We start from the raw sequence: 22,299 nt of genomic DNA, 5'->3' as shown, positions 1-22,299 counted from the left end.
GCCTTAATTGAGATTTATATGAAAGGTTGTCCCTTCATGAACCACACTAGAGGCTGATATAACACCTCCCATGGCTTCGATTTGTGTTTTGGTCATAAATAAGCCAACACCCTTGGCTTCTTTGTGTCTGTGAAATGTTTTATTTAATCCAAATAGTTTGTGACCATGCTTTTCCAAATCAATCCCTAAACCATTATCCTTAAATTGTAATGTTACTTTTCCATCTTTTACATCAGATTCAATAAATATTTCAGGATCACGAGACGCTGACTTGTATTTCATAGAATTACTTAACAAATTAAGAAAAATACTTTCTAAATATAACTTATTATACACAATTTTTTCCATTTTAGAAAAATCGCATGTAATGATTGCCGACGTATTTATTATTTCACCACTCAGTATTTCTTTTGTTTTGTGGAGCACTTCTTCAAACGACACCTCTTCTAAATCCTCTAGGCTTACATTTTTTGTTCTTAAAGATTCTACCAATGTATTTAAGGTAAGGGTAAGGTGGTGAATTACTTTTTCAAACTTTTCAAATAAACTCTTTTTTTCCTGTTCACTTTCGGCAGTATTGTAAAAATCTAAAAGCGAGTTGAGATTGCTAACGGGGGCTCTTAAATTATGAGAAGTAATATGCGCAAAATCGGCTAGTTGATTATTTTGACTGGTCAGCTTTTGAGCTAAACTTTGTAATTTATTTTCTGCTATTTTTTGTTCTGTCACATCTTGGCAGGTGCCAATGACTTCAATCACATTATCGAAATCATCGGTAATTACCTCAGCCAAAAGTTGTACTGTTTTAACCGTTCCATTGCTTAGAATAATGCGATGCATTAAGTCAATATATTTTTTTTCTTTAAAGATGCGCGCTACGTGTTGCGTTACTGTTTCTTTATCTTCAGGGTGAACAAAACTAAAATAGGTATCATAGGTGATGGCGGTGTTTTCTTCAACACCAAAAATAGTATAGAGGTTAGCAGACCACTTTACGTTATTGGTGAGGGTGTTCCATTGCCAATTGCCCATCATGGTTATTTTTTCGGCAAAACTTAATAACTGATTTTTTTTAATGAGTTCATTTTCCGCTTTTTTTAATTCAGAAATATCCGTTGAAATACCTAAAAAGCCTATGAGTTTATCCTGCTCATCTTTCATAGAGGTTAAGGTTAATAGCACAGGCAATGAAGAGCCATCTTTTCTCTTATAATTCCATTCACGGGTATCATAAGCATTGTGTTTAGACATTTCTAATTGGGCACTAAAACCTATTGGGTTTTTATTGTATCGCTTTGCAACATCAATTCTAAACTTGTCTAACTCTTCTTGAAAATGAAAAAACTTGGGACTTTGCAAGCCAATCATTTCTTCAGCCGTATAGCCCGTTAAAATTTCTGCCCCCCGATTAAACTGACTTATGATACCATCCATATCTATAGCTACAATAGCTACCGCTCTAGAATTAAATATGGCTTTTAATTCGGTATGCGCTTTATTTAAAGCTAATTGCGAAAGTTTTATCTCATTTACATCCTGAAAAACGCCAAAGAGGCGAACACATTTACCATTTACAAATTCTGCCTGCCCAATGGCACGGGCCCACTTTATGTTGTTCTTGGCAGTGACCAGCTCTACTTCAACGTCATAGGCAATACCCTTTTCTATCGCTTCATTGACCGCATTGCGTATGGTATCTCTACTTTCTCCTTCCTTAAAAAAATCAATGGCAGCTTCTAAATCTGGCACATAGTTTTCAGGTACCTCATGAATCTTGCAAACCATTTTACTCCAGAAAAGCGTATTTTTTATAAGGTCTATATCCCAAGTACCAATACGGGCCACTTCGTTGGTTTTGTCGAGTATTTTTTCAATAAAAATTTGTTCCTCCTCTTTTTCTTTGAGGTGGGTGATATCGCCAGTATGCATGATCAATCCGCCAACATTGCCCTCAGAAATATACCAAGGCCGAACATCCCAATAAATCCATTGCACACTACCATCAGCGCGAACAAAAGGAGCACCATCATTCGTGTCAATAGCGCCCTCTAGGCATTTTTTATGGTTGGCTTTCCATTCGTCACCTATTTCTGGAAACGTATCGTAATGACACTGGCCAATGATTTCTTTACCTTCCATTTTAAAGTCGGAAATCCACTGCTTAGAAACGGCGATATAGTGCATGTTTTTATCGAGCATGGCAATTGCGGTTGGCGCCTGTTCAATAAAAATTTTAGTATACGGATCTTTCGAATCTACCTCAGCCTTGAGTTTTTCTAACTCCAATAAGGCAGCCTTGAGTTTGTTTTTGGTCCGAACGCTATCGCGTAATTTTTTTAGGAATGTCATCATTGGTTACTGCTCGTTATAGGGATCATCACAAAGTTCTATACGTCATATCGCTATGCCTGGAACCCAGTGCTTGACATGCACACTATTTCTTAAGTGTTAAACTCTTTTTTCTAAATAGTGTATTTCCTGTAAAAGTAAGAAAATAGCCAACATAAATCAACGCCATCTACAGTGCTCTGGCTTGAAGTATAGTGCAGGTCAGTTTAAAGCATCAGTTATCCTTAGTAGACCTCTTAAAAAAAGCTTTAGGGGTACTGCGATGCGATATGTAAGGTTGAGGTCACAGTTAACAACAAATGCAATCTTTAGAGCCTAAGTATCTTGTCTACTTTAGTATCTTTGCCAGCCATAGTATGCTGCTATCCTACATGGGTATGGCAGTGGGTATGTGCCGTGTTTATTGAAAAAGGAAGTAATTTTAGGATTAAAAAAAAACTAGGGCATTGAAAATGCAAGCAACACATATTGTTTGGTTAAAGCGTGATATTCGTTCTCAGGACCACGAACCACTGTTCAAGGCAGAAAAGGCTGGCATACCCTACCGGATCATCTATATCTTTGAGCCTTCTCTAATAGCACACCCAGATACGAGCCTAAGGCATTTGCAATTTAACTACCATGCAATTCTAGCTTTAAATAAAGTTTTAGCCCCCTTTCATAGACAGGTGGAGGTGTTTTATGGGGAAGCGCTTGAGGTTTTTGAATACTTATCCACAATTTTCACGATAAAAACAATCTTTAGTTACCGCGAGAGTGGCACTCAAATAACCTGGCAACGCGATAAAAAAGTAAATTTTTTTTGCAAACAAGAGCAGATTACCTGGCAAGAATCGCAGCGCGATGGCATTTTAAGGGGCATAAAAAACAGAGTAGATTGGAGCAAACAATGGCATGTAAACATGCATACGCCAGTGCTACAAAATACCTATACCGTTTCAAACCAAGTACCGCTAGAACATCCTTTTTTAATACCCGATAAATTACTTGCGCTCCTCAAAGTATATCCTCAACAGTACCAACCTGCCGGCGAACAAAACGCATGGCGTTATTTAAAATCCTTTGTTCAGCAACGAGGTTTTAACTATCAAAAGCACATTTCAAAACCTGCAGAAAGTAGAACAGCCTGCAGCAGGCTATCTCCCTATTTAGCGTGGGGGAATATCAGTGTAAAACAAGTTTTTCAGTATATTGGTACCCACCCCAACGGCACAAAAAATAGCAGGGCTTTTTCGGCCATGCTCACCAGGTTGCATTGGCACTGCCATTTTATTCAAAAGTTCGAGGTAGAATGCCGCTATGAAACGCAGTGTATCAATACAGGCTACGAGCTTTTAGCCCATGCTAAAAATGAAGACTTTATTAAAGCTTGGAAAACAGGTACCACAGGCTTTCCTTTAATTGATGCCTGTATGCGGGCAGTGGAACAAACAGGCTGGATTAATTTTAGAATACGTGCCATGGTGGTGTCATTTTTGACCCTTAATTTAGACCAAGATTGGCGCGAAGGTACCTATCATTTAGCACGGCAGTTTTTAGACTATGAACCAGGCATTCATTATCCGCAGTTTCAAATGCAGGCCGGTACCACAGGGATCAATACGGTGCGCTTATATAATCCGGTAAAAAATTCACAAGAGCACGATCCAGAAGGAAGGTTTATCAAAAAATGGCTACCAGAGCTGGCTAATGTACCCGTAACCCACATTCACGAACCTTGGAAAATGACGCTCCTAGAACAGAATTTTTGTGGGGTGCTAATCGGGGAGGCCTATCCTTTGCCCATTGTAGATTTACAAGAAAGTGCGCGAATCGCTAGAGATAAAATTTGGGCACATCGAAAACACCCTGCGGTAGAAAAAGATAAAAAACGTTTGTTGCAAACCCATGTAAATGCGCGATAGTACAAACATTTTTATCTAAAGTTTATCGGGTATATCTTTTAGACTTGAGCTCACTTTACTATAAAAAACCCGCTAATAATACAATCTAAAGTCCAGTAACTTGCAGAGGTTATAATGTTTTTGAAACATCAGCTCTACCACCTCTTTAAAATCATCGTTTTCTTGGTAAAGACTAAAAAACACACGATCAATGGTACTGCTACTCGAAATTTCAGTGTGGGTAGTGCCATAGCCCGAAATAGCACGTGCGCCAGTGACATCTAAAAAGTACTGGGACTCTTCGTCCGTTAGATCTAAGATTTTTTGGTTTGCAAAATGAATCACTTTTCCTTTCATTTTTCCTTCAAATAGTTCTGCAATCTCTTCAATGCTGTAGTAATATTCATTCAGCAGTATGTTATTTGCCGCTCCGGGTACCACCAGATAAATAATTTCGTAATCTTTAAAATGGTGATCGTCGTACAGCAAGGTATTTAAGCTTTCCTCCAAGCCTTCGATGGTGTCACAAGCTTTGTAAATACTGCTAATATCTTGTTGTAAGGCCATATCCTCTAAGATGTTCATCACTTCGGTAGTCTGCTCAATCTCTACATCTGGAATGGCTTCAAGACAAAAAATAAACTTTTCAATCTCCATAAAGGGCTGCTTTCAATTTTTATAGGCAGCACAAAATTCTTCAATTCAACAGTGTTTTACAAGTAAATTAGTAAAACATTAATAGGCGCTCCGCTAAATTTTTCTAGTGGAGCTGTATCTAAAGCAGATCAGACGATAAAGCTGAAGTTTGAAATGGAGCTTACCCGCTGTCCACTTTTTAAGGAATAATAAACCATGTGGAATAGAAATCGGAAGCTTTGAAGCTATGTGCAGGACATATGCCAGGAACCTTATTAGAATCTGAAAGTAACTGTAACTTCAACACATGTTTTCAATGGCTTAATTATAAATTACTATTAGGATTGAATTAATTTTGACCCAAATAATATGCTTATTAGTTTACCTGTCTGCTACCCAACACAGAAGTTTATTTATGTGCTAAATAAAAGATGAGGTAAAAAAGTTGCTGAAGTAACGCAGAAGTTGGCATTTTGTAGTTTTAAAAAAAGTATAAAGTTTTTTCACTCGTAATTTACCCTTTAAAATAACCATTTTTATATAGGTTCACTAAAAATTTTCTAATGAATTATTGGTCTACGACATTGATTTACTTTTAAATATTTTTAGTTAATTTTTTAATGTTTTATTCGAAATCCGCAATCAAGAATAAAGAGCTAAATAAGTTTGTTTGAAAAATTTCTACTAAATTCAAAATCGATTTGAAATTGGCAATACACATTTTTATTTAAAACGTTTCTGTTAAAATACCCAAAAAATAGTTGAGATATTTCGTTGTAATTACCAGATTGATAATATCAAACCATTTTAGTGGTAAGTAAACGTATAACTACTTTAAAACTATAATCGGTTTTTTGTTAATTTATGTAAAAGTACAAGTAGCCTCAATTTTTATGGAATCTGCCTGTACTTGGTTTTGTTCAATTTGGCCTATTATATATTAAGGTTCTGGAACACTAAGCGATGCGCCTAGATTATAATATCCTCTATATCTTCTAACACTTGGATTTGTGGTATCATAATTCATAGATATATTGGGGCTTGAGTATTCAGAATCATTATGTAACCACATTAGTAATGGTGATATACGTACGCCATCGGGACCATCTAATAAAGTCATATTAAATTCAGGATTTATACATGGAAGTACCTCATTGGCTTCGGCAAAACTAAATTCGTAATCAGGGAAACCGTTATTTCTCATTCCTTGATTAAATACTTTTATTTTATTAGGAACTCTAGTTGCCAAAGTATTGTATATAAGTTCTAAGCGATCTTCACGATTTAATCTTAAAGCTGCTCTATTAACCGTTTGAATATAAATGCGGAATAATGCGGTTACTTGTTTCGTATAATTATCGCCGACTTCAATAATCGCCGCATTAATCATTTCAACAGGAATCCCGGCATACGCTGGCCTGCCATGATTTAAATATCCTGCAATTCCTACTACAGGAGCAACAGTATTTGAACCTATAAAATTCATCATCGTTTGTCTAGCTGGCGTATTTGCATTTGCCATTACCTCATTTTCTACAAATTGACGTGCCTGGGCACTTGTCAATTGTGAAAAAAAAGTGTTATTTGTTTCAATACTCTGAGTCAATAAATGAAAATTATCAAGATTTAAATGTTCTGGACCTCTACGGAATAACTCTCTATTAAATCGATTCCCTCTTAGCCAAGGAACTTGGTTTAAAAGATTTGCAAGATCTCCAGTATTAGGAAGAAATCGCAAGAAGTTATTTAATCGTGCATCTGCAAATCCAGCGCCCCATGTAAAATCCATACTATCCCAAGTGTTAATAGCGGTAACCTTTCCTTCGTGCTCACTTACAAGCTCAAACCCTAGTGTAGCAAGAGCTTTAAAATCACTATCCATATTTCCTTCGGCGCGATAAGTAGCTGCCAAATCGTTTAGTGCATCCCTAAATATTGCTATATTTCTACCACCATAAATAATTCCCCATTGTGAACCGTTTCTTAAACGATAATTTATACCGCCAACTCTAACACTATTTGTACCTACGTTTACGGTATGACCTTGTATTGCATCACCTGAAATTAATCGTCTTCCGATTGTTGTATTCCTGTATAACTCTCTTGCATCTCCGCCTCCCTCTGCCGTTGTCAAAATTCTTTCTGTAAAGCGGACAACTTGAATAAACAACGGATTCCTTGCTGGATTGTCAATAACCATTTGTTCAAAGTCATTTATAAATTCTGTGAACGACTGTTGTTCTTGATTGCCATTGGCTGGATTTACAAAATGAAGTTGACTTTCTTCTATGCCATAAAGAATCCTTGCATGTGGTGAAAAATCTTCTCCTTCATTCGCATCTGTGGTAACCCAAATTGGTCCGTAATTCCTTAACCACTCAATGTATTGACTCAATGGGTAATTAGCAGGTTCTGAACCCACCATGTTTAAAGACGAAATAAAACGGTCTTTTTCATTTGCTTGAAGTCCAATATTAGCATTATACATATTTAAATAATAATTTTCGTCGGGAGGATTAAGATTATTTCCAGCATCTATTAATACATCATCAATACGTGATGATCGACCATTTTTCCAGTTTATCATCATTGTCGCAGCAGTTGCCCAACAACTCATGGAAGATGGTTGCTGTATTGGGTCAATATTATGCATAACAGAAATGGTTCCTTCATTTCTCTCGCCGCTAACCTCAATTGATTCATGAGTACCATCAGAGTCTGTTCTTTCAGCTTGAACTGATCGCCCACTACTCGCAGCAGCGGCAGCTACTTCAGCTAATGAAGGTCTACTTGATTCTCTGTCAAATTGGGCTGTTTCTCTTAGGCTTTCACCACCATCAATTTGTTGTTGCAAGTGTTGTCTTGTTAACGCTTGTGCATCTTCATCAGTTATTGTACCAGCTCTGCGCGCGCGCGTAATATCCTCAGAAATACCATCTCTATTCGTTGTGTTATGCTGCTGGGTCGCCAAGCTTTTTGACATTTCGGCAAAAGCCTTAGCGTTTTCTTGGTTAGATAGATAGGTACGGATAACGTTATCTTGATTACCAGCCAAACCTGTTATATCATTAAATACCCCTGCTTTACCTAATAACTCACTTAATTGTGACAAGCCAGCCGCGGGTGCAGGTGCATCGGGTGCATTTTGAATATTAACGAGAGGTTGAGCAAAATCTTTATACTGAGGTTTGTAATCAGTCACGGTTGGTGTAGGGGTAATTACTGTAGCAATAGATGTTGGTTCATCGGTTCTGAATTTATCCCAATCTTGCGAAGAATTTTCTTTAACCATTTCACAAGCATCACAAGATCCTTGTACTGCTTCCATAAATACTCCTCTTGTGGGTACACTTATTCGATAGGGTGGAACAGGTGTTAGAGGTTTATAATGATCTAATAATGAAATTTCCTGTACAACTCCATCACCTATTTCTTCCAAAATAGAATCTCGACCAACTCTAAATCCATCAGAAACAGGAAATACTAAAGAATTTCCTGTTATGGTAATAAGTTCGTTTTTTACTACTGAAGCTAAGCTTCTCATAACTGATTTGTGACCTGAAGAAGTATATGTTTGAATATTAAAACCATCTAATAGCATATATCTTCTATCTGGATCTAGGTTTCGCCAAAGTAGTTTATTATAATATTCAATATTGCTGTTCAAATGTTCAATTAATTCATTAACAAGATATTCATCCTCTCTTCTAGGGTCTGTTTTATCTCTAGAGTTTTGTGGAATATATAAATTTGAACCATCTAATAAATCATCATTTACATAACCTCTATATAGTGAACCTGTAAAAAAGTCTGTTGTATAGTCTATACTAACTTTTCCTAAATTTAATTTTACATGATTTTTCAATTCTAAGGCATTTGTATTCGACGTAGAAACGCTTAAATACATTGGTAATTCAGATCTTATTTTTCCTACTATACCAGTAGAATTAAAATTTACTACTATTTTTTTGTCTCCACCTGTATACTTAGAATTCGTTGAAAAATCTAAATTAAAACCATCTCCAGAATGTCTAAGTCTTTCGACTCCGCCAACAGTTGTGACCGTTATACTGCCCCAATGTAACTCTAAGGTATCTACTATTTTAGCAAAGACTAATGGTAATAAATCTTGGTAGAATATTTCATCCCATTCATAAATTAACCTACCTGCAAAGTAGTAATCTAGCATATCATAAACTCCATTACCAGATCCGTAACCCAATATTTTTGCGTAAGTGGTCCATAATTTTTTATCAATTATTCCATCTTCAAAAAATTCTTCACCAGTGTATTCCATGTCGAATCGATGTGAAAGTATATTCAAACTTATAGATCGCGGCTGAAAAGTTTTAACTCTTATAGTTTTGTTTGGAGGTACAGATTGAAAATTTGCATCTATAGTGATAAATTCATCAGCTAAGGCCTCTTTTACAAGCACTTCTTCTGCGATACCAGTATATTGCACATCTGATCCAGGAGGCCCAGTTACAAGAGTGGATAATCCTCCAGACATAACTGCTAAAAAGCCGTCAAAAAAGCCTTTTTTCGCAGTTTTCATTGGATCCACTTCACTTCGTGGAAACGGTTTTGGTAATGATTTAATACGGTCATATTTACTTTTAGGTCTAGGAATATCTACATTCATAGTAAAACTACCAGTAATCTGATTTATAGTACCATCGGCATAAGTGGTGTTTTCTGGCGGAAATTCAACTTTCGTATAATTGGTTTTAATCCTTTCATTAGCATCAAAAGCTTTCAGTAAAGGATGTTGCTTTCTCTTTAAAAAATATGAAAAAGGTTGTAAATATGTATTCGAAGGTATTGGACGTAATTTCGGAGCAATGACATCTTTCCATTTATGAATGTTTTCCGTTGTAAAATGGGTCATTAATAATGGGACAAACACACACTCCTCTACATGGGCGATTTCTTGGTAAATAGCGTAATGTCTCAACACTTCAAAGTACATCATTGTTAATGAATGACAGTGATTGTGATTCGCTACTACTTCTGTTGTAACCCCATAATTTTGATCTTCTGTAACAGTGGTAACAACAGATGCATTAAGTTCTCTGTAGCTCTCCGCGTTTTGCATAAGTGATTGTCGTAATTTTTCTCCAAAAAATTGTGAAATATTCCTAGAGCTATTTTGTGTTGCCGAAGAGTTAGAATTTGAAAATCCTCCAGCTATTCCTAGTGAAGCTCCAATACCCCCGTAAGATGCTGAAGCGCCTAAGCCAGCTGACATACCAGATGTATGCGCTTTACTTTTTCCACTCAAATTCTCACCAATTCCAGCAGTTATTTCATCAGTAATAAAACGGTCACTTAAAAGGCCCGCCGATAAGCTTTCGGCTTGTGATAGTGATTGCGATTCTGCACCTATTAAGGAATGAGAAGTTTCAAACACAACAATTTGTTTTTTTTGCCCAGGGGCAAGCGGTAATGAGTATACTAAATCGCCTAAAGAATACCCATCGGCTTTAAATACGGATTTATAGTATAATATATGTCCTGTTGCAACAGTTACTGCTTGATATAGGGAGAGGTTTTCTTTTGCGTCTGGTGCATCCTCCCAGAGGATGGGGTTATCTAAGTCAACTACGTTTCTTGAAACTTTTCCACCTTGGCGTACTAAATCGTATTGGATCTTATCATTAGAAATTTTTTTCTGAAGGATATAATTAGATATATCTGGATCTGATATGCGGACAATGGCATTATAGCTATATTCCTTAAGGGTTCTATTTGGAGTAGATAGGTTCAAACAAGTGCCTCCAATATCTTGTGTATATTCATCAGATTCTATTAAATCTGCTTGATCTGGAAGTCGTTTGGCTTTATTTTTCGGGGTGTGACAATCACAATCGTCCTCTGGGTTCTCAACTTCTTCGTTTTCTATGACATGAGCGTCAGTTAATAGTAAATATATAAAGTCATCAGATATGGTTTCATTAGGGGTCTCCTCGTTAATAGCTAAATCTACTGGACTATTTGGCATGAGAGATACTAAGGCTTGAGCTTCCAAATAATCACCATAAGGATAATCTAAAGAAAAGTTACCCGATTTATCTGTTTTCGTGGCGGAAGCAATTCTAAATAAATCATCCCCTTCCTTTTTTGCCTGAATGATTATGGTGAGGCCATCTAATTTATATTTATCTGCATTTTGAAGCACCTTACCTCTAATACGTTTTATACTTTTTGGTTTGCCTGTTGAAGAATCAATAGTGTTTTTACCCGGTTGATATTCGTTTATAACAATTTCTAAGTTCCTTAATTCATTGTCATTTGAACTATATTTTTTTTCCCATAATATGGCTCCTTCGTAACTTTTAATTTTTACGGTTATATATTCAGTGATACTGTGAGCTAGAATAGTTTCATTTTGTCCAAAACCAAAATTAATTTTATTGGCAACTATATTGTCATCATACTCCGACCAATTGTATCTTAAAATTTTAGGGGTGCCATTATTTTGAGAGTACTCCACCGTAAAATCATAAAAATCTAAGTCCGACATTGTAAGTTCTTTCTCAGTAATAATTTCAACGGTTCCCAAAATATGTAGGGGTTGAATATCAGGGAGTGATAAAGGAAAATCAAAAAGCTTTGCAAAATTGGTAATGACATAATCATATAATTCCTTTGATATGTTATATCCTTTATTCTTAAAAAAATCGGCTAGTTGTGTATAGCTAATTACAGCTTTGGTCGTTATTAATTTGGGTAGTTTATCGGATAAATCGGTGAGTATTTGAATAAAATCTAGCACAAATACATCAGATACAGGCACTTGATCTGAGTTGATTGTGCTGAAAATGTATTTAAACAATTCGTAAGCTTGTTTATTAATTATAAAAACATTTTTATCCTTTGTTTTAGGAAGCTTTGCCAATCCCTTAGCATTTAAATTATCTAAAGGGCCGTAGGTTTGTTCAAAATTTAAAAATTCCTTTCTGTAATTTCTGAGGTCATAATCAGAAGAGGAAGCCTCTTTTTGATAATAAATACCCTCAAATACTTCTGAGGCAAATTCTTGGCCTTGTTCATCTTTTAAATTAACAGTAAATTGAAAGGAAAAGTCATTAATATTCTTTTCAACATTGATTACTTCAATAAAATGATATAGAAAAAAACCGTATATATCTTTGATGTCGGTTTCAACGAGTTTATTTAAAGGCAGATTTACTTTATAATTATTAGTTTGTAGCCTGTGTGTTGTTTTAAAAATCTCGTTACCACTAATATATCTTTTTATCTCTTGGTCTGAGAGCCGAAATGAAAATTTAGGTAGTACCACTTCAATAGTAACTTGTTCAAATTCTGTCTGACCTGAAGTGTTTTCGTAGGTAAAAGTGTTTTGTATTGATGCCATGACAACTAGATTTAGTAAGCTTAAACTCGTTTTAGAAGGCTTGTTTTTATACCGAAATATATTCTCGTTTAAATTGGGTCTTAATTTTAGTACTAGCATTTGGGGAGCGCACTTTTTTGGGGGAGAATTAATACAGGAGTGCGAAGTAGTATTATAATTTAAGTAATTATTTTACTACAAATTAAAAAATACTATCGAATAAAATTAAAATTCTGTATGCTTGTAGTAAAATAATGTGTAATTGACTTTTTTTATCTTAGCTATTGATTGTCATATGATTATAAAATTTTTCAGCGGGTTGACGAATACTAAACTGATAGAACTTTCTTACAGTCAAAAAAATCATTTAAATTAGTCACTTTGAAGTGACAAACTCTCCCCGAAATTTGTAATTAATCAAGATATTTTATTGTAATATATGACTAATAATAAGCTTACCCTTTCTCAATTAGAGCAGTATTTATCGAAAGCTGCATGGATTTTGAAAGGCCCTGTTGATGCATCCGATTTTAAAGTATATATATTTCCATTACTATTTTTTAAACGTCTATCCGATGTTTACGATGAAGAATACGAAATAGCCTTAGTTGAATCTGAAGGTGATATCGAGTACGCATCACTTCCAGAATTTCACAGATTTGAAATACCCGCAGGTTGTCATTGGAAAGATGTAAGGGAAACCACTACGAATGTAGGGTTAGCAATAGAAAAAGCTTTGCGAGGAATTGAACAGGCTAATCAGGAATCACTATACGGTATTTTTGGGGATGCCCAATGGAGTAATAAAAACAAACTTTCTGACCGATTATTAATAGATTTAATAGAACACTTCTCACAATATATTCTTTCTAACTCTTTAGTAGAACCAGACATTCTCGGTAATGCTTATGAATATTTAATCAAACACTTTGCTGATTTAACCAATAAGAAAGCTGGAGAATTTTATACCCCGCGTTCTGTGGTGCATTTCCTTGGGTTAATCTTAGATCCGCATGAAGGACAAACCATTTATGATCCGGCATGTGGAACAGGTGGTATGTTGTTGGAGTGTGTAGATCATTTAAAAGAAAACAATGAAGATTACCGTACACTTAAATTATTTGGACAAGAAAAAAACCTGACTTCTAGCTCCATTGCTAGAATGAACATGTTTTTACATGGTATTGAAGATTTTCAAATTGCACGTGGCGATACCTTGAGACAGCCAGCCTTCTTTGCTGCTGATGGTTTAAAAACCTTTGATTGCGTGATTGCGAATCCACCATTTTCATTAAAAGAATGGGGTGCCGAAAATTGGGCAAATGACCCTTTTGGTAGAAACATTGCTGGTGTACCACCCCAAGGCAACGGCGATATGGCTTGGGTGCAGCATATGATTAAAAGTATGAATAGCACCGGCCGAATGACCGTAGTTTTACCACATGGTGCACTGTTCAGAAAAGGAGCTGAAGGTAAAATTCGTGAAAAATTATTGAAAGACGATTTATTAGAAGCCGTGATTGGTTTAGGGCCAAATATCTTTTACGGTACCCAGTTAGCGGCCTGTGTCATGGTATTTAAACAAAACAAAGAAGTTTCTAAAAAGGACAAAGTATTGTTTATTGATGGTTCCGACCAAGTTCGTGTGGGACGTGCTCAAAACTATTTAGAATCGGAGCATATTAACCAATTATTTGATTGGTACAATGATAATAAAGATGTTGAAAATTACGTAAAAGTTGCTTCCATAAAAGATATTAAAGAAAACGATTTCAACTTAAACATTCCTCTATATGTCGAAAAAATCATTGAAGATAATTTGCCAAGTGTAAAAGAGGCATTATCAGATTTAAAAACAGCCTGGCTTGAAAGCCAAAAAGCAGAAGAAAAATTTAAAATGATTTTAAAGGATTTTATATAATGGCCTACGAAAAACCAATTTCAATTAAAGAAGCAATAACTTGTATTCAGAATCAAGAATACATTCTGCCTGCAATACAGCGAGAATTTGTTTGGAACACAAAACAAATAGAATTATTGTTTGATTCCATAATGAGGGATTATCCCATTAGTACATTTTTATTTTGGAAAGTGAAAGCTGAAAATATAAACAAATTTAAATTCTACAGATTCCTTTCTTCCTATCATCAACGCGACAAGACACACAACGATCCAGCAGAATTATCAGGAGATAAAGACAGATATGCGATTTTAGATGGACAGCAGCGCCTAACTTCACTTTATTTAGGATTGAAAGGTAGTTACGCTTATAAATTGTCTTATTACAAAATGAAAAGCGATCATGCTTATCCTAAAAAGCACTTATATATAAATCTTTTAAACCAATCAAAGGATGCGGATTTATTGTATGATTTTAGATTTTTATCAGATGAGGATATTCAAAAATTTAATGATTTATATCCCAACGATTATCACTGGTTCAAGGTTGGAAAAATATTAGATTTTACCGATTTCCCCGATATTTTTAAATATATAGCAGAACATTCTTTGATGGATACATCTAAGTATAGTCTGGATCAAACAAAATTCGCATCAGAAACTTTATCAAAATTATTTCAATATATAAGTCAAAAAGAGATTATCAATTTTTATTTAGAAAAAGCGAATGAATTAGATAAAGTACTTCATATATTCATTCGTGTTAATAGTGGTGGAACCAAACTAAGTTATTCCGATTTATTATTGTCTATTGCAACTGCTCAATGGAAAGATAAAGCTGCACGCGAAATAATACACAAATTCGTAGATCAGATTAATGCGATTGATCCAGGATTTAATGTTAGCAAAGATTTAGTTCTAAAATCGTGTTTGGTTTTAACAGATTTAAAGGATATTAAATTTAAAGTGGACAATTTTTCAACAGAAAATATGGCATTAATTGAATCTGATTGGGATAACATCGCCAAGGCTTTAAACCTTTCTATTCAATTGATCGCTTCTTTTGGGTTTAATGACAAAACATTAACAGCTTATAATGCCATTATCCCAATTGCTTATTTTATTAAGAAAAATGAACTAGGAGATGAATTGCTGCACAGTAGTAGTCAGCTTGAAAACAGAAAGTTAATAAAAGAATGGTTAGTTCGTGCTTTATTGAAAAAAGTATTTGGTGGTACTCCAGATAATTTATATCCAACGTACAGAACTATTATTTGTGAAAATTTAGGACAATTTCCATTGCCACAATTAATTGATAAATACAAAGGCACCAATAAGTCTTTAAGTTTTGATGAAGAAACGTTAGAAAATTTACTCAATACGCAGTACGGAAGTGCGTTTGCATACATGGTGTTGAGTTTGCTATATCCATTAAATCACAATTATAAATTCCATCAAGATCATATTCATCCAAAAAAATATTTCAACCATAGAGAATTGCAAAAATTAGGAATTGAAGATAGCAATGTTAGAGAACAATATCTAAATTCATACAATGCTATTGGTAATTTGCAATTAATTCAAGAAACAGAAAATTTAGAAAAAAACGCAACCCCTTTTTCAGATTGGTTACATACGAATTATAAAAACGATGAACTGATTAATTATAAAAACATGCATTTTATTCCTTTGGACAATGACTTATCTATGAACGAATTTCTAGAATTTTATACAGCTCGCAGAGCAACATTAAAAGCTAAATTACTTCAAATTTTAAATGTGAGTAAAAAGCAAGATCAAGTAGAAGCAGAATTTGAAATTGTAGAAGAAGAATTAACATAACATGACCCAACAAAACCTAGAAAAATACCTATGGGGAGCAGCAACCGCTTTACGTGGTACCATAGATGCAGGCGATTATAAACAATATATATTTCCGTTATTGTTTTTTAAGCGTATTTGCGATGTGTACGATGAAGAATTTACCAAAGCTCTCGAAGAAAGTGATGGCGATTTAGAATACGCAGCCTTTGCCGAAAACCATCATTTTATAGTGCCAGAAAACGCCCATTGGAACAAAGTTCGTGAAACCACTGTAAATGTTGGTATTGCCATACAAGACGCTATGCGTGACATTGAAAAAGCAAATCCAGAAACACTTTACGGTATTTTTGGTGATGCATCGTGGACCAATAAAAATAGGTTAAGTGATGAAACACTTACCAACCTAGTAGAGCACTACTCGCAACACAAACTTAATTTAGAAAACGTCCCAGACGACCAATTAGGTAACGCTTACGAGTATTTAATTAAAGAGTTTGCAGACGATTCTGGCCATACAGCAGCAGAGTTTTACACCAACCGTACCGTTGTAAAACTTATGACCATGATTATGGACCCACAACCGGGAGAATCTGTGTATGACCCAACCTGTGGCTCTGGTGGTTTACTATTAAACTGTGCCTTGCATTTACGTGATGAAGGGAAAGAATACAGAACGCTAAAATTATACGGACAAGAAATAAACCTGATTACTTCTGCCATAGCACGTATGAATATGTTTATGCATGGTATAGAAGAGTTTAGCATAGTACGTGGCGATACCTTGGCACAACCTGCCTTTTTAGAAAATGATACTCTAAAAACCTTTAATGTTATACTTGCCAACCCACCATACTCTATAAAAGCGTGGGACCAAAAAGCATTTACAAACGATCCTTTTGGACGTAATATTTGGGGAACACCACCACAAGGCTGTGCAGATTATGCATTCCAGCAACATATACAAAAAAGTTTAGATGCCAAAAACGGACGTTCTATTTCGTTATGGCCTCACGGAATTTTATTTCGTGATAGTGAAGCTGAAATGCGAAAGAAAATGATTGAAGAAGATTTGGTAGAATGTGTTATTGGTTTAGGGCCTAATTTGTTTTACAACTCGCCAATGGAAGCATGTTTGTTAATTACTAAAACCAATAAGAGCAAAGAGAAACAAGGAAAGGTTTTAATTATTAATGCTTTAAAAGAGGTAAAACAAGAAAAGAATATAGGGTTTTTGGAACAAAAACATATTGATAGAATTTTCAAAGCTTATAAAGAATTTAAGAACATAGACGACTTTGCTAAAATTGTTTCTATTGAAGACATTTTAGAAAATAAAGGAAGTTTAAACATTGCTCAGTTTTTAAGTAATGTGGATACGAGCAATCCTGTTTTATCTGTTAACGACGCGATTTCTGATTGGAAAAAACAATCTAAAACACTTGAAAAAAGTATGAATGAATTATTTGAAATCTTAGATTAAATGGAAACAATGACACAAAAAATAGATTTAAATAATTTAGATAAGTCTACTTGGGAAATTTTTAATTTTGAAGACATTGCTCAAAAAATTTCAGAAACCGTCAACCCCAACAAAACAGATTTAGAAACTTATGTTGGTTTAGAGCACCTTGATGCCGATGATATTCATATTAGAAGATTTGGAACACCAAACGATGTTAAAGGCGGAAAGTTAAGATGTTATCCAGGAGATGTTATTTTTGGAAAACGTCGTGCTTATCAGCGTAAAGCAGCTATTGTAGATTTTGATGGTATTTGTTCTGCACATGCTTTTGTGTTTAGAGCAAATCCTGAAATTATAGATCCAAAACTATTTCCGTTCTTTTTACATTCAGACCAATTTATGCACCGCATGGTAGATATTTCAGTAGGTGGATTGTCACCAACCATAAATTGGGGTGATTTAAAACAGCAAGAATTTCTGCTACCACCAAAAGACCAACAAGCTAAATTTGCTGAATTACTTTGGGCTATGGATGACGTGATTGAGAGTGAGAAGGAATTTGTCGATAAATTACGAATTACTTTATCAAGTGAGATTAAATCATTATTTGAAAAGTCGAAAAATAAAATTCAGATTAAACATTTAATTTTAAAAAATAGACCTAAAAAAAGTGAGGTAGGTATTATACCCTATATTGAAATTGGCGATATAAATTTGGCAAACAAAACTATTGAATTTAAAGATAAAGAATCTGTAAAAGGTTCTGTAATTGCTAGTAAAAATTCAGTTTTAGTATCTAAAGTTAGACCTAATAGAGGTGCAATAACTATATTAAATGAAGAGCAAGTAGTCTCTAATGGATTTTCAATTTTGTTACCCGATTGCACAAAAGTGGCCCCCAATTATTTATTTCATTGTCTTGCTTGGAATCAATATTTTTTGAGTTTGATGTCAAGGCTTGCTACTGGTTCAACATATCCAACTATATCAGATGACGATGTTTTAAATTATTTTATTCCTTCCTTTATTTTAGATGCACAGGAAGAACTTGCTTTTAAATATGATAAAATATATAATTCAATAATAGAATTAGAATCCAAAATCTCAAGTTCCAAAGCCTTACAAAAGAGTTTAATTAATCAGGTGTTTTAGGTTATGGGGTACAAGATATTTTATTCTTTTCAAACAGATACTGATTCTAAGCTTAATCTAGGCTTCATAAGAAAAGCAATAGAAAAAGCGATAAAGAATATCAAAGAATTTGATATTGATCCATTGCTTGAGGGTTTTAGAGGAGTTGGTGGCAATGCACCACTGCTAGAAACTATGTTAAAGCAATCAGCGAAAGCGGATGTCTTTATTGGGGATATTACTTATACATCTTCAAAAATTTGGCAATCGAAAGGTGTTAGTTTTTTTGAAGATGGCAAGCAATATTTTATTGAAATTGATAAAACAATAGAATTAAAACCAGCACCTAATCCAAATGTACTTATTGAAACTGGTTACTCTTGGGGTATCAAAAATTTTGAGAGAACAATTTTAGTAATGAATACGGCATTTGGTGATCCATCCCTATTGCCAGTAGATATGAAGGGGCTAAGATATCCAATTTCTTATAATTTATCAGAAAAACGTTTCAGCCAATCACATATTAAAGTAGAAGAATTGAAAGTTCTTACTAAAGCTTTGGAAGGGGCGATAAGAACAGCTATAAACTCAACTATTGAGCATCAAAAAAATATTTTAAGCCCATTACAACCCTATTATGAATGGGAAAGGGAATCACGAATATTATTTATACTTACAAAAAAAACTGAAATAATACTCTCTGAAATTAGGGCTCGAGTTATTCAGGATAATAAACCACTTCGAATTGTCGGCCCACTTAAGAGTGGAAAATCTAGAATATTGTTCGAAATTTTTCGAAAAAATGGTAGTTTAGATGCAATGCCAGAACAATTAAACCGAATTATTTATCATAATTTTGATGGTGCAACGGGAGGTGATATATCTAAGCAAATACACCTATTAAGATCTCTGGATCAGTCTAAAATACTAATTCTTGATAATTGTCCTAATAATAATATACAAGCTTTTGAAGATCATTTTAATGAAACGAATATTAAACTAATTACTTTAAGCAATACCTCTCAGCAAGTGTACAATGAATATGAAATTTCTAAAGATGATACCATTGAAATTTCTAAAGAAATTCTGCTAACTAAATTTGGGTATAACAAAGCTGAAGAATTAGCAAATGAACTTGGAGGGGACATAAGAAAAGTTATCCAAAATCTTAGTAACAATGTATCTCTTGAAGGTCAAACCTCCTCTTTAGAATTGATTAAACAAGAGTTAGGAGAAGGCAATGTTAAAAATGGTGGAATGGAACTATTAACGAATATATCATTATTTAAGTTTTTGGGAGCTCAAAGTATGTTCAATCATGAAATTTGCTGTTTTATAGATGCTTTTTATCCTGGTTCTCGATTAGATGAAATTTATGAAATAATAGAAATTCTGATCAAACACAATTTGGTGGTTAGGAGAGGTGATTTTATAGAAGTAGTTGTTGATAATGAGGAGTTAATTTATGATTGGTGGAAAAATTTAGATAGTGTTAAAATAGATGCTATACATATTCTTGACAATAAAAGTTTACTTGATAAGTTTTCCAAACAATTAATAAGGGCGCATAAAAATATTCCTATACCAAACCTTGAAAATAATCTTTTTGGTCCTGCTAAATTTTTTCGAAAAGGTGATTATTACTTAACGCACCAAGGACAAAGATTTCTTAATAATTTAGTTCCAGTTTTTCCTGAAAAGGTTTTAGAGCTCTCTGAAGAAATAGTGAAATATATATTAAAATGAACGATGACATAATTGCAATACTCAATAAATTATGTAGATATAAGTTAACAGCTGATAAAGCAATTACATACTTGTATCGTTTGGCTATTTCAGATATTGACTTAAAGGATGATGCAATCATTAGTTTAAGAAATATGTTTTTTGCTTATTTTTCTAATAATGCATTAAATGCAGAAAAGCGTATTGATTTATTGGTTTCATTTAAAAAAGAATACGGAATAACAGTGCCTTTAATTCATATTTATGGATCAATGTTAAAGGCTGATAAATTTTATGGTTCCATTTCAAATGAACTTGGCGAAGATAATTATCAAGATTATAATATTGTAAATGAGGATGAGCTAAAACTTTATTACGATTATGCTTTTGAAAGTCTTACATCAGCACTAGAAATTGATGAAACTTTACTTTACGAATTAGTAAAAGAAAAAATCATTGAAAGACTACAAGAGCAGTTTATACAAGGAGAATCAGAATCTATTTTACATATTGTAAACGCAATAGCCGTAAGAGAAAAGAAGTTACCTGTAAAATTAAGGGGCAGATTGGATAGTTTATTAGTTTCATCCAATCGTTTAAGTGACGATAAAAAGAGTGCGATAGAAAAATTTCTAGAAGACTATACTATAAAAAATGTATCAGACGAACTAGATACTGTTCTTATTAATGCACCATACCTTAGTGAACGAAATGTTCAAGGTGAATATCATGATATTGCAAAAGAAAGAGCCCAAAATCTAGCAGAGAGATATATAAAAGAAAAAACGGATTGGGAATCTTATTTGCCTAGTTTGCTAATAGACCAACAAAAACAAACATTTCATTTTGCTGAAAAGATTGGACAATCTAGGTACCCCCATAAAGAATTGCTTCAAAAAGCTATTAAATTTTATAAGTCAATAGAGATTGATAGACATAACTATTTATTTATTAATGGTCTTGTTTATGGGGTTGATAAAAATGATTTTACAAGAAATGTAATAGTTCATTCTTTAAGTCATAAAAATACTATTAGTATTGGAGTACATCAAACACGATTTCTCAAGCCTATTTTACTAGAAGACCTTAATAGAATTAGACCATACTTAATTCAAGAGCCTAATTATTTAAGGTTATTGGAGTATATGGATCTCGTGCACCTAGAAGATAAAGAAATGATTGAATTATTCTTATGGTTAAAGGATATTAATCTTTCGTTTTCATTAGAAATTATTGAAAATATTATAAGAAAACAACCGGAACGTTGGATGGCTTTTGAAGAGCATGTTAATCCACACTTATTTACTAAAGGGGTATTAGAAATTTCTAATTTCATAAACAGTTCCGTACATATAGAACAATTAATTAAACGCTCAATAAAGAGTGATCCAGCTCCAGAAAAGATTGAATTTATTCTAAAAGAAATAATCGAATGTTATAAAGATTTTCACTTTCATAATGAGACCTTGTTAAATTATTTAGTGTATTTCTTTCTTGAAAATTATTGGGATAAATCATGGCCTTTATTGGGAAAACATATTACGGAAATGCAACATATTCCACATGGACTAAGTTATCTTTTATCTTCTTTCCCTTATGATAATTCTGAACTCTTAAAGTGGGTTGAAGAAGAACCCGAATCACGTGCAGAAGTTGCAATGAGATTCATGCAACTTTTTGTCAAAGAAAGTATCGTAAAAGGCAAGCCAGAATTTCAACCAGAGATTATAGAATTAATTGATAAATATGGTCATAATCAAAAAATGTTGGATAGACTAGAAAGTAAATTAACATCTTATTCTATTAACTCAATTAGTGCGGAAAATCTTTATTTAAAAAGGAAAGAGTTAATAGGAATATTAAGTGCGCACCCAATAGAAGAGGTAAAATATTTCTCTTCTCAAATGACTGCGAAATTTGATTTATTAATTGAACGCGAGAGGAATACAGAGCAAAATTATAATTTAGGCATTTAATAATAAATATTTGCATAAGGAATTACCAAATGACATTACACGAAGCCATACAAA

General features: G+C 33.9%; 10 protein-coding genes. 7 read left to right on the top strand and 3 right to left on the bottom strand.

Annotation, left to right across the window (positions count from 1 at the left end):
• Positions 1-3 precede the first annotated feature (3 nt).
• Entirely contained in the window at positions 4-2,352 is a 2,349-nt protein-coding gene (locus GQ45_RS08050; RefSeq protein ID WP_081980906.1) for a PAS domain S-box protein, read from the bottom strand.
• Between the two features lie 449 nt (positions 2,353-2,801).
• Between GQ45_RS08050 and GQ45_RS08045 the strand changes: the two genes are divergently transcribed.
• Entirely contained in the window at positions 2,802-4,253 is a 1,452-nt protein-coding gene (locus GQ45_RS08045; protein ID WP_047416560.1) for a cryptochrome/deoxyribodipyrimidine photo-lyase family protein, read from the top strand.
• 72 nt (positions 4,254-4,325) lie between these two features.
• Here GQ45_RS08045 and GQ45_RS08040 read toward each other — a convergent pair whose 3' ends face one another.
• Both GQ45_RS08040 and GQ45_RS08035 read right to left on the bottom strand, forming a co-directional pair.
• On the bottom strand, positions 4,326-4,889 hold the full coding sequence (locus tag GQ45_RS08040) for a DUF6642 family protein (protein ID WP_047416558.1): 564 nt from the start codon (positions 4,887-4,889) through the stop codon (positions 4,326-4,328).
• Positions 4,890-5,808: 919 nt separating this feature from the next.
• Positions 5,809-12,249, bottom strand: a complete 6,441-nt coding sequence (locus GQ45_RS08035) for a papain-like cysteine protease family protein (RefSeq protein ID WP_047416555.1) — start codon at positions 12,247-12,249, stop codon at positions 5,809-5,811.
• Between the two features lie 418 nt (positions 12,250-12,667).
• Here GQ45_RS08035 and GQ45_RS08030 point away from each other — a divergent pair, with 418 nt between their 5' ends.
• The 6 genes from GQ45_RS08030 to GQ45_RS08005 are packed head-to-tail and all read left to right on the top strand — an operon-like array spanning position 12,668 to position 22,245.
• Entirely contained in the window at positions 12,668-14,149 is a 1,482-nt protein-coding gene (locus GQ45_RS08030; RefSeq protein ID WP_047416553.1) for a class I SAM-dependent DNA methyltransferase, read from the top strand.
• On the top strand, positions 14,149-15,969 hold the full coding sequence (locus tag GQ45_RS08025) for a DUF262 domain-containing protein (RefSeq protein WP_052188165.1): 1,821 nt from the start codon (positions 14,149-14,151) through the stop codon (positions 15,967-15,969). Before GQ45_RS08030 ends, GQ45_RS08025 begins: the two co-directional genes overlap by 1 nt.
• Before the next feature lies 1 nt (position 15,970).
• Complete coding sequence (locus GQ45_RS08020) at positions 15,971-17,431, top strand: class I SAM-dependent DNA methyltransferase (protein ID WP_047416551.1); 1,461 nt, start codon at positions 15,971-15,973, stop codon at positions 17,429-17,431.
• 9 nt (positions 17,432-17,440) lie between these two features.
• Entirely contained in the window at positions 17,441-18,565 is a 1,125-nt protein-coding gene (locus GQ45_RS17560; RefSeq protein ID WP_197056930.1) for a restriction endonuclease subunit S, read from the top strand.
• Between the two features lie 3 nt (positions 18,566-18,568).
• Positions 18,569-20,290, top strand: a complete 1,722-nt coding sequence (locus tag GQ45_RS08010) for a hypothetical protein (protein ID WP_047416549.1) — start codon at positions 18,569-18,571, stop codon at positions 20,288-20,290.
• Positions 20,287-22,245 carry a hypothetical protein gene (locus tag GQ45_RS08005; RefSeq protein ID WP_047416547.1) on the top strand — a complete coding sequence of 653 codons (1,959 nt, stop codon included), beginning with the start codon at positions 20,287-20,289 and terminating at the stop codon, positions 22,243-22,245. Before GQ45_RS08010 ends, GQ45_RS08005 begins: the two co-directional genes overlap by 4 nt.
• The last annotated feature ends 54 nt before the right edge of the window (positions 22,246-22,299 follow it).

Origin of the sequence: Cellulophaga sp. Hel_I_12 (genome assembly GCF_000799565.1) — a bacterium.
GTDB lineage: Bacteria > Bacteroidota > Bacteroidia > Flavobacteriales > Flavobacteriaceae > Cellulophaga.
Note: the sequence above shows the minus strand (reverse complement) of the source record. Positions and strands in the feature narration are given on the sequence as shown.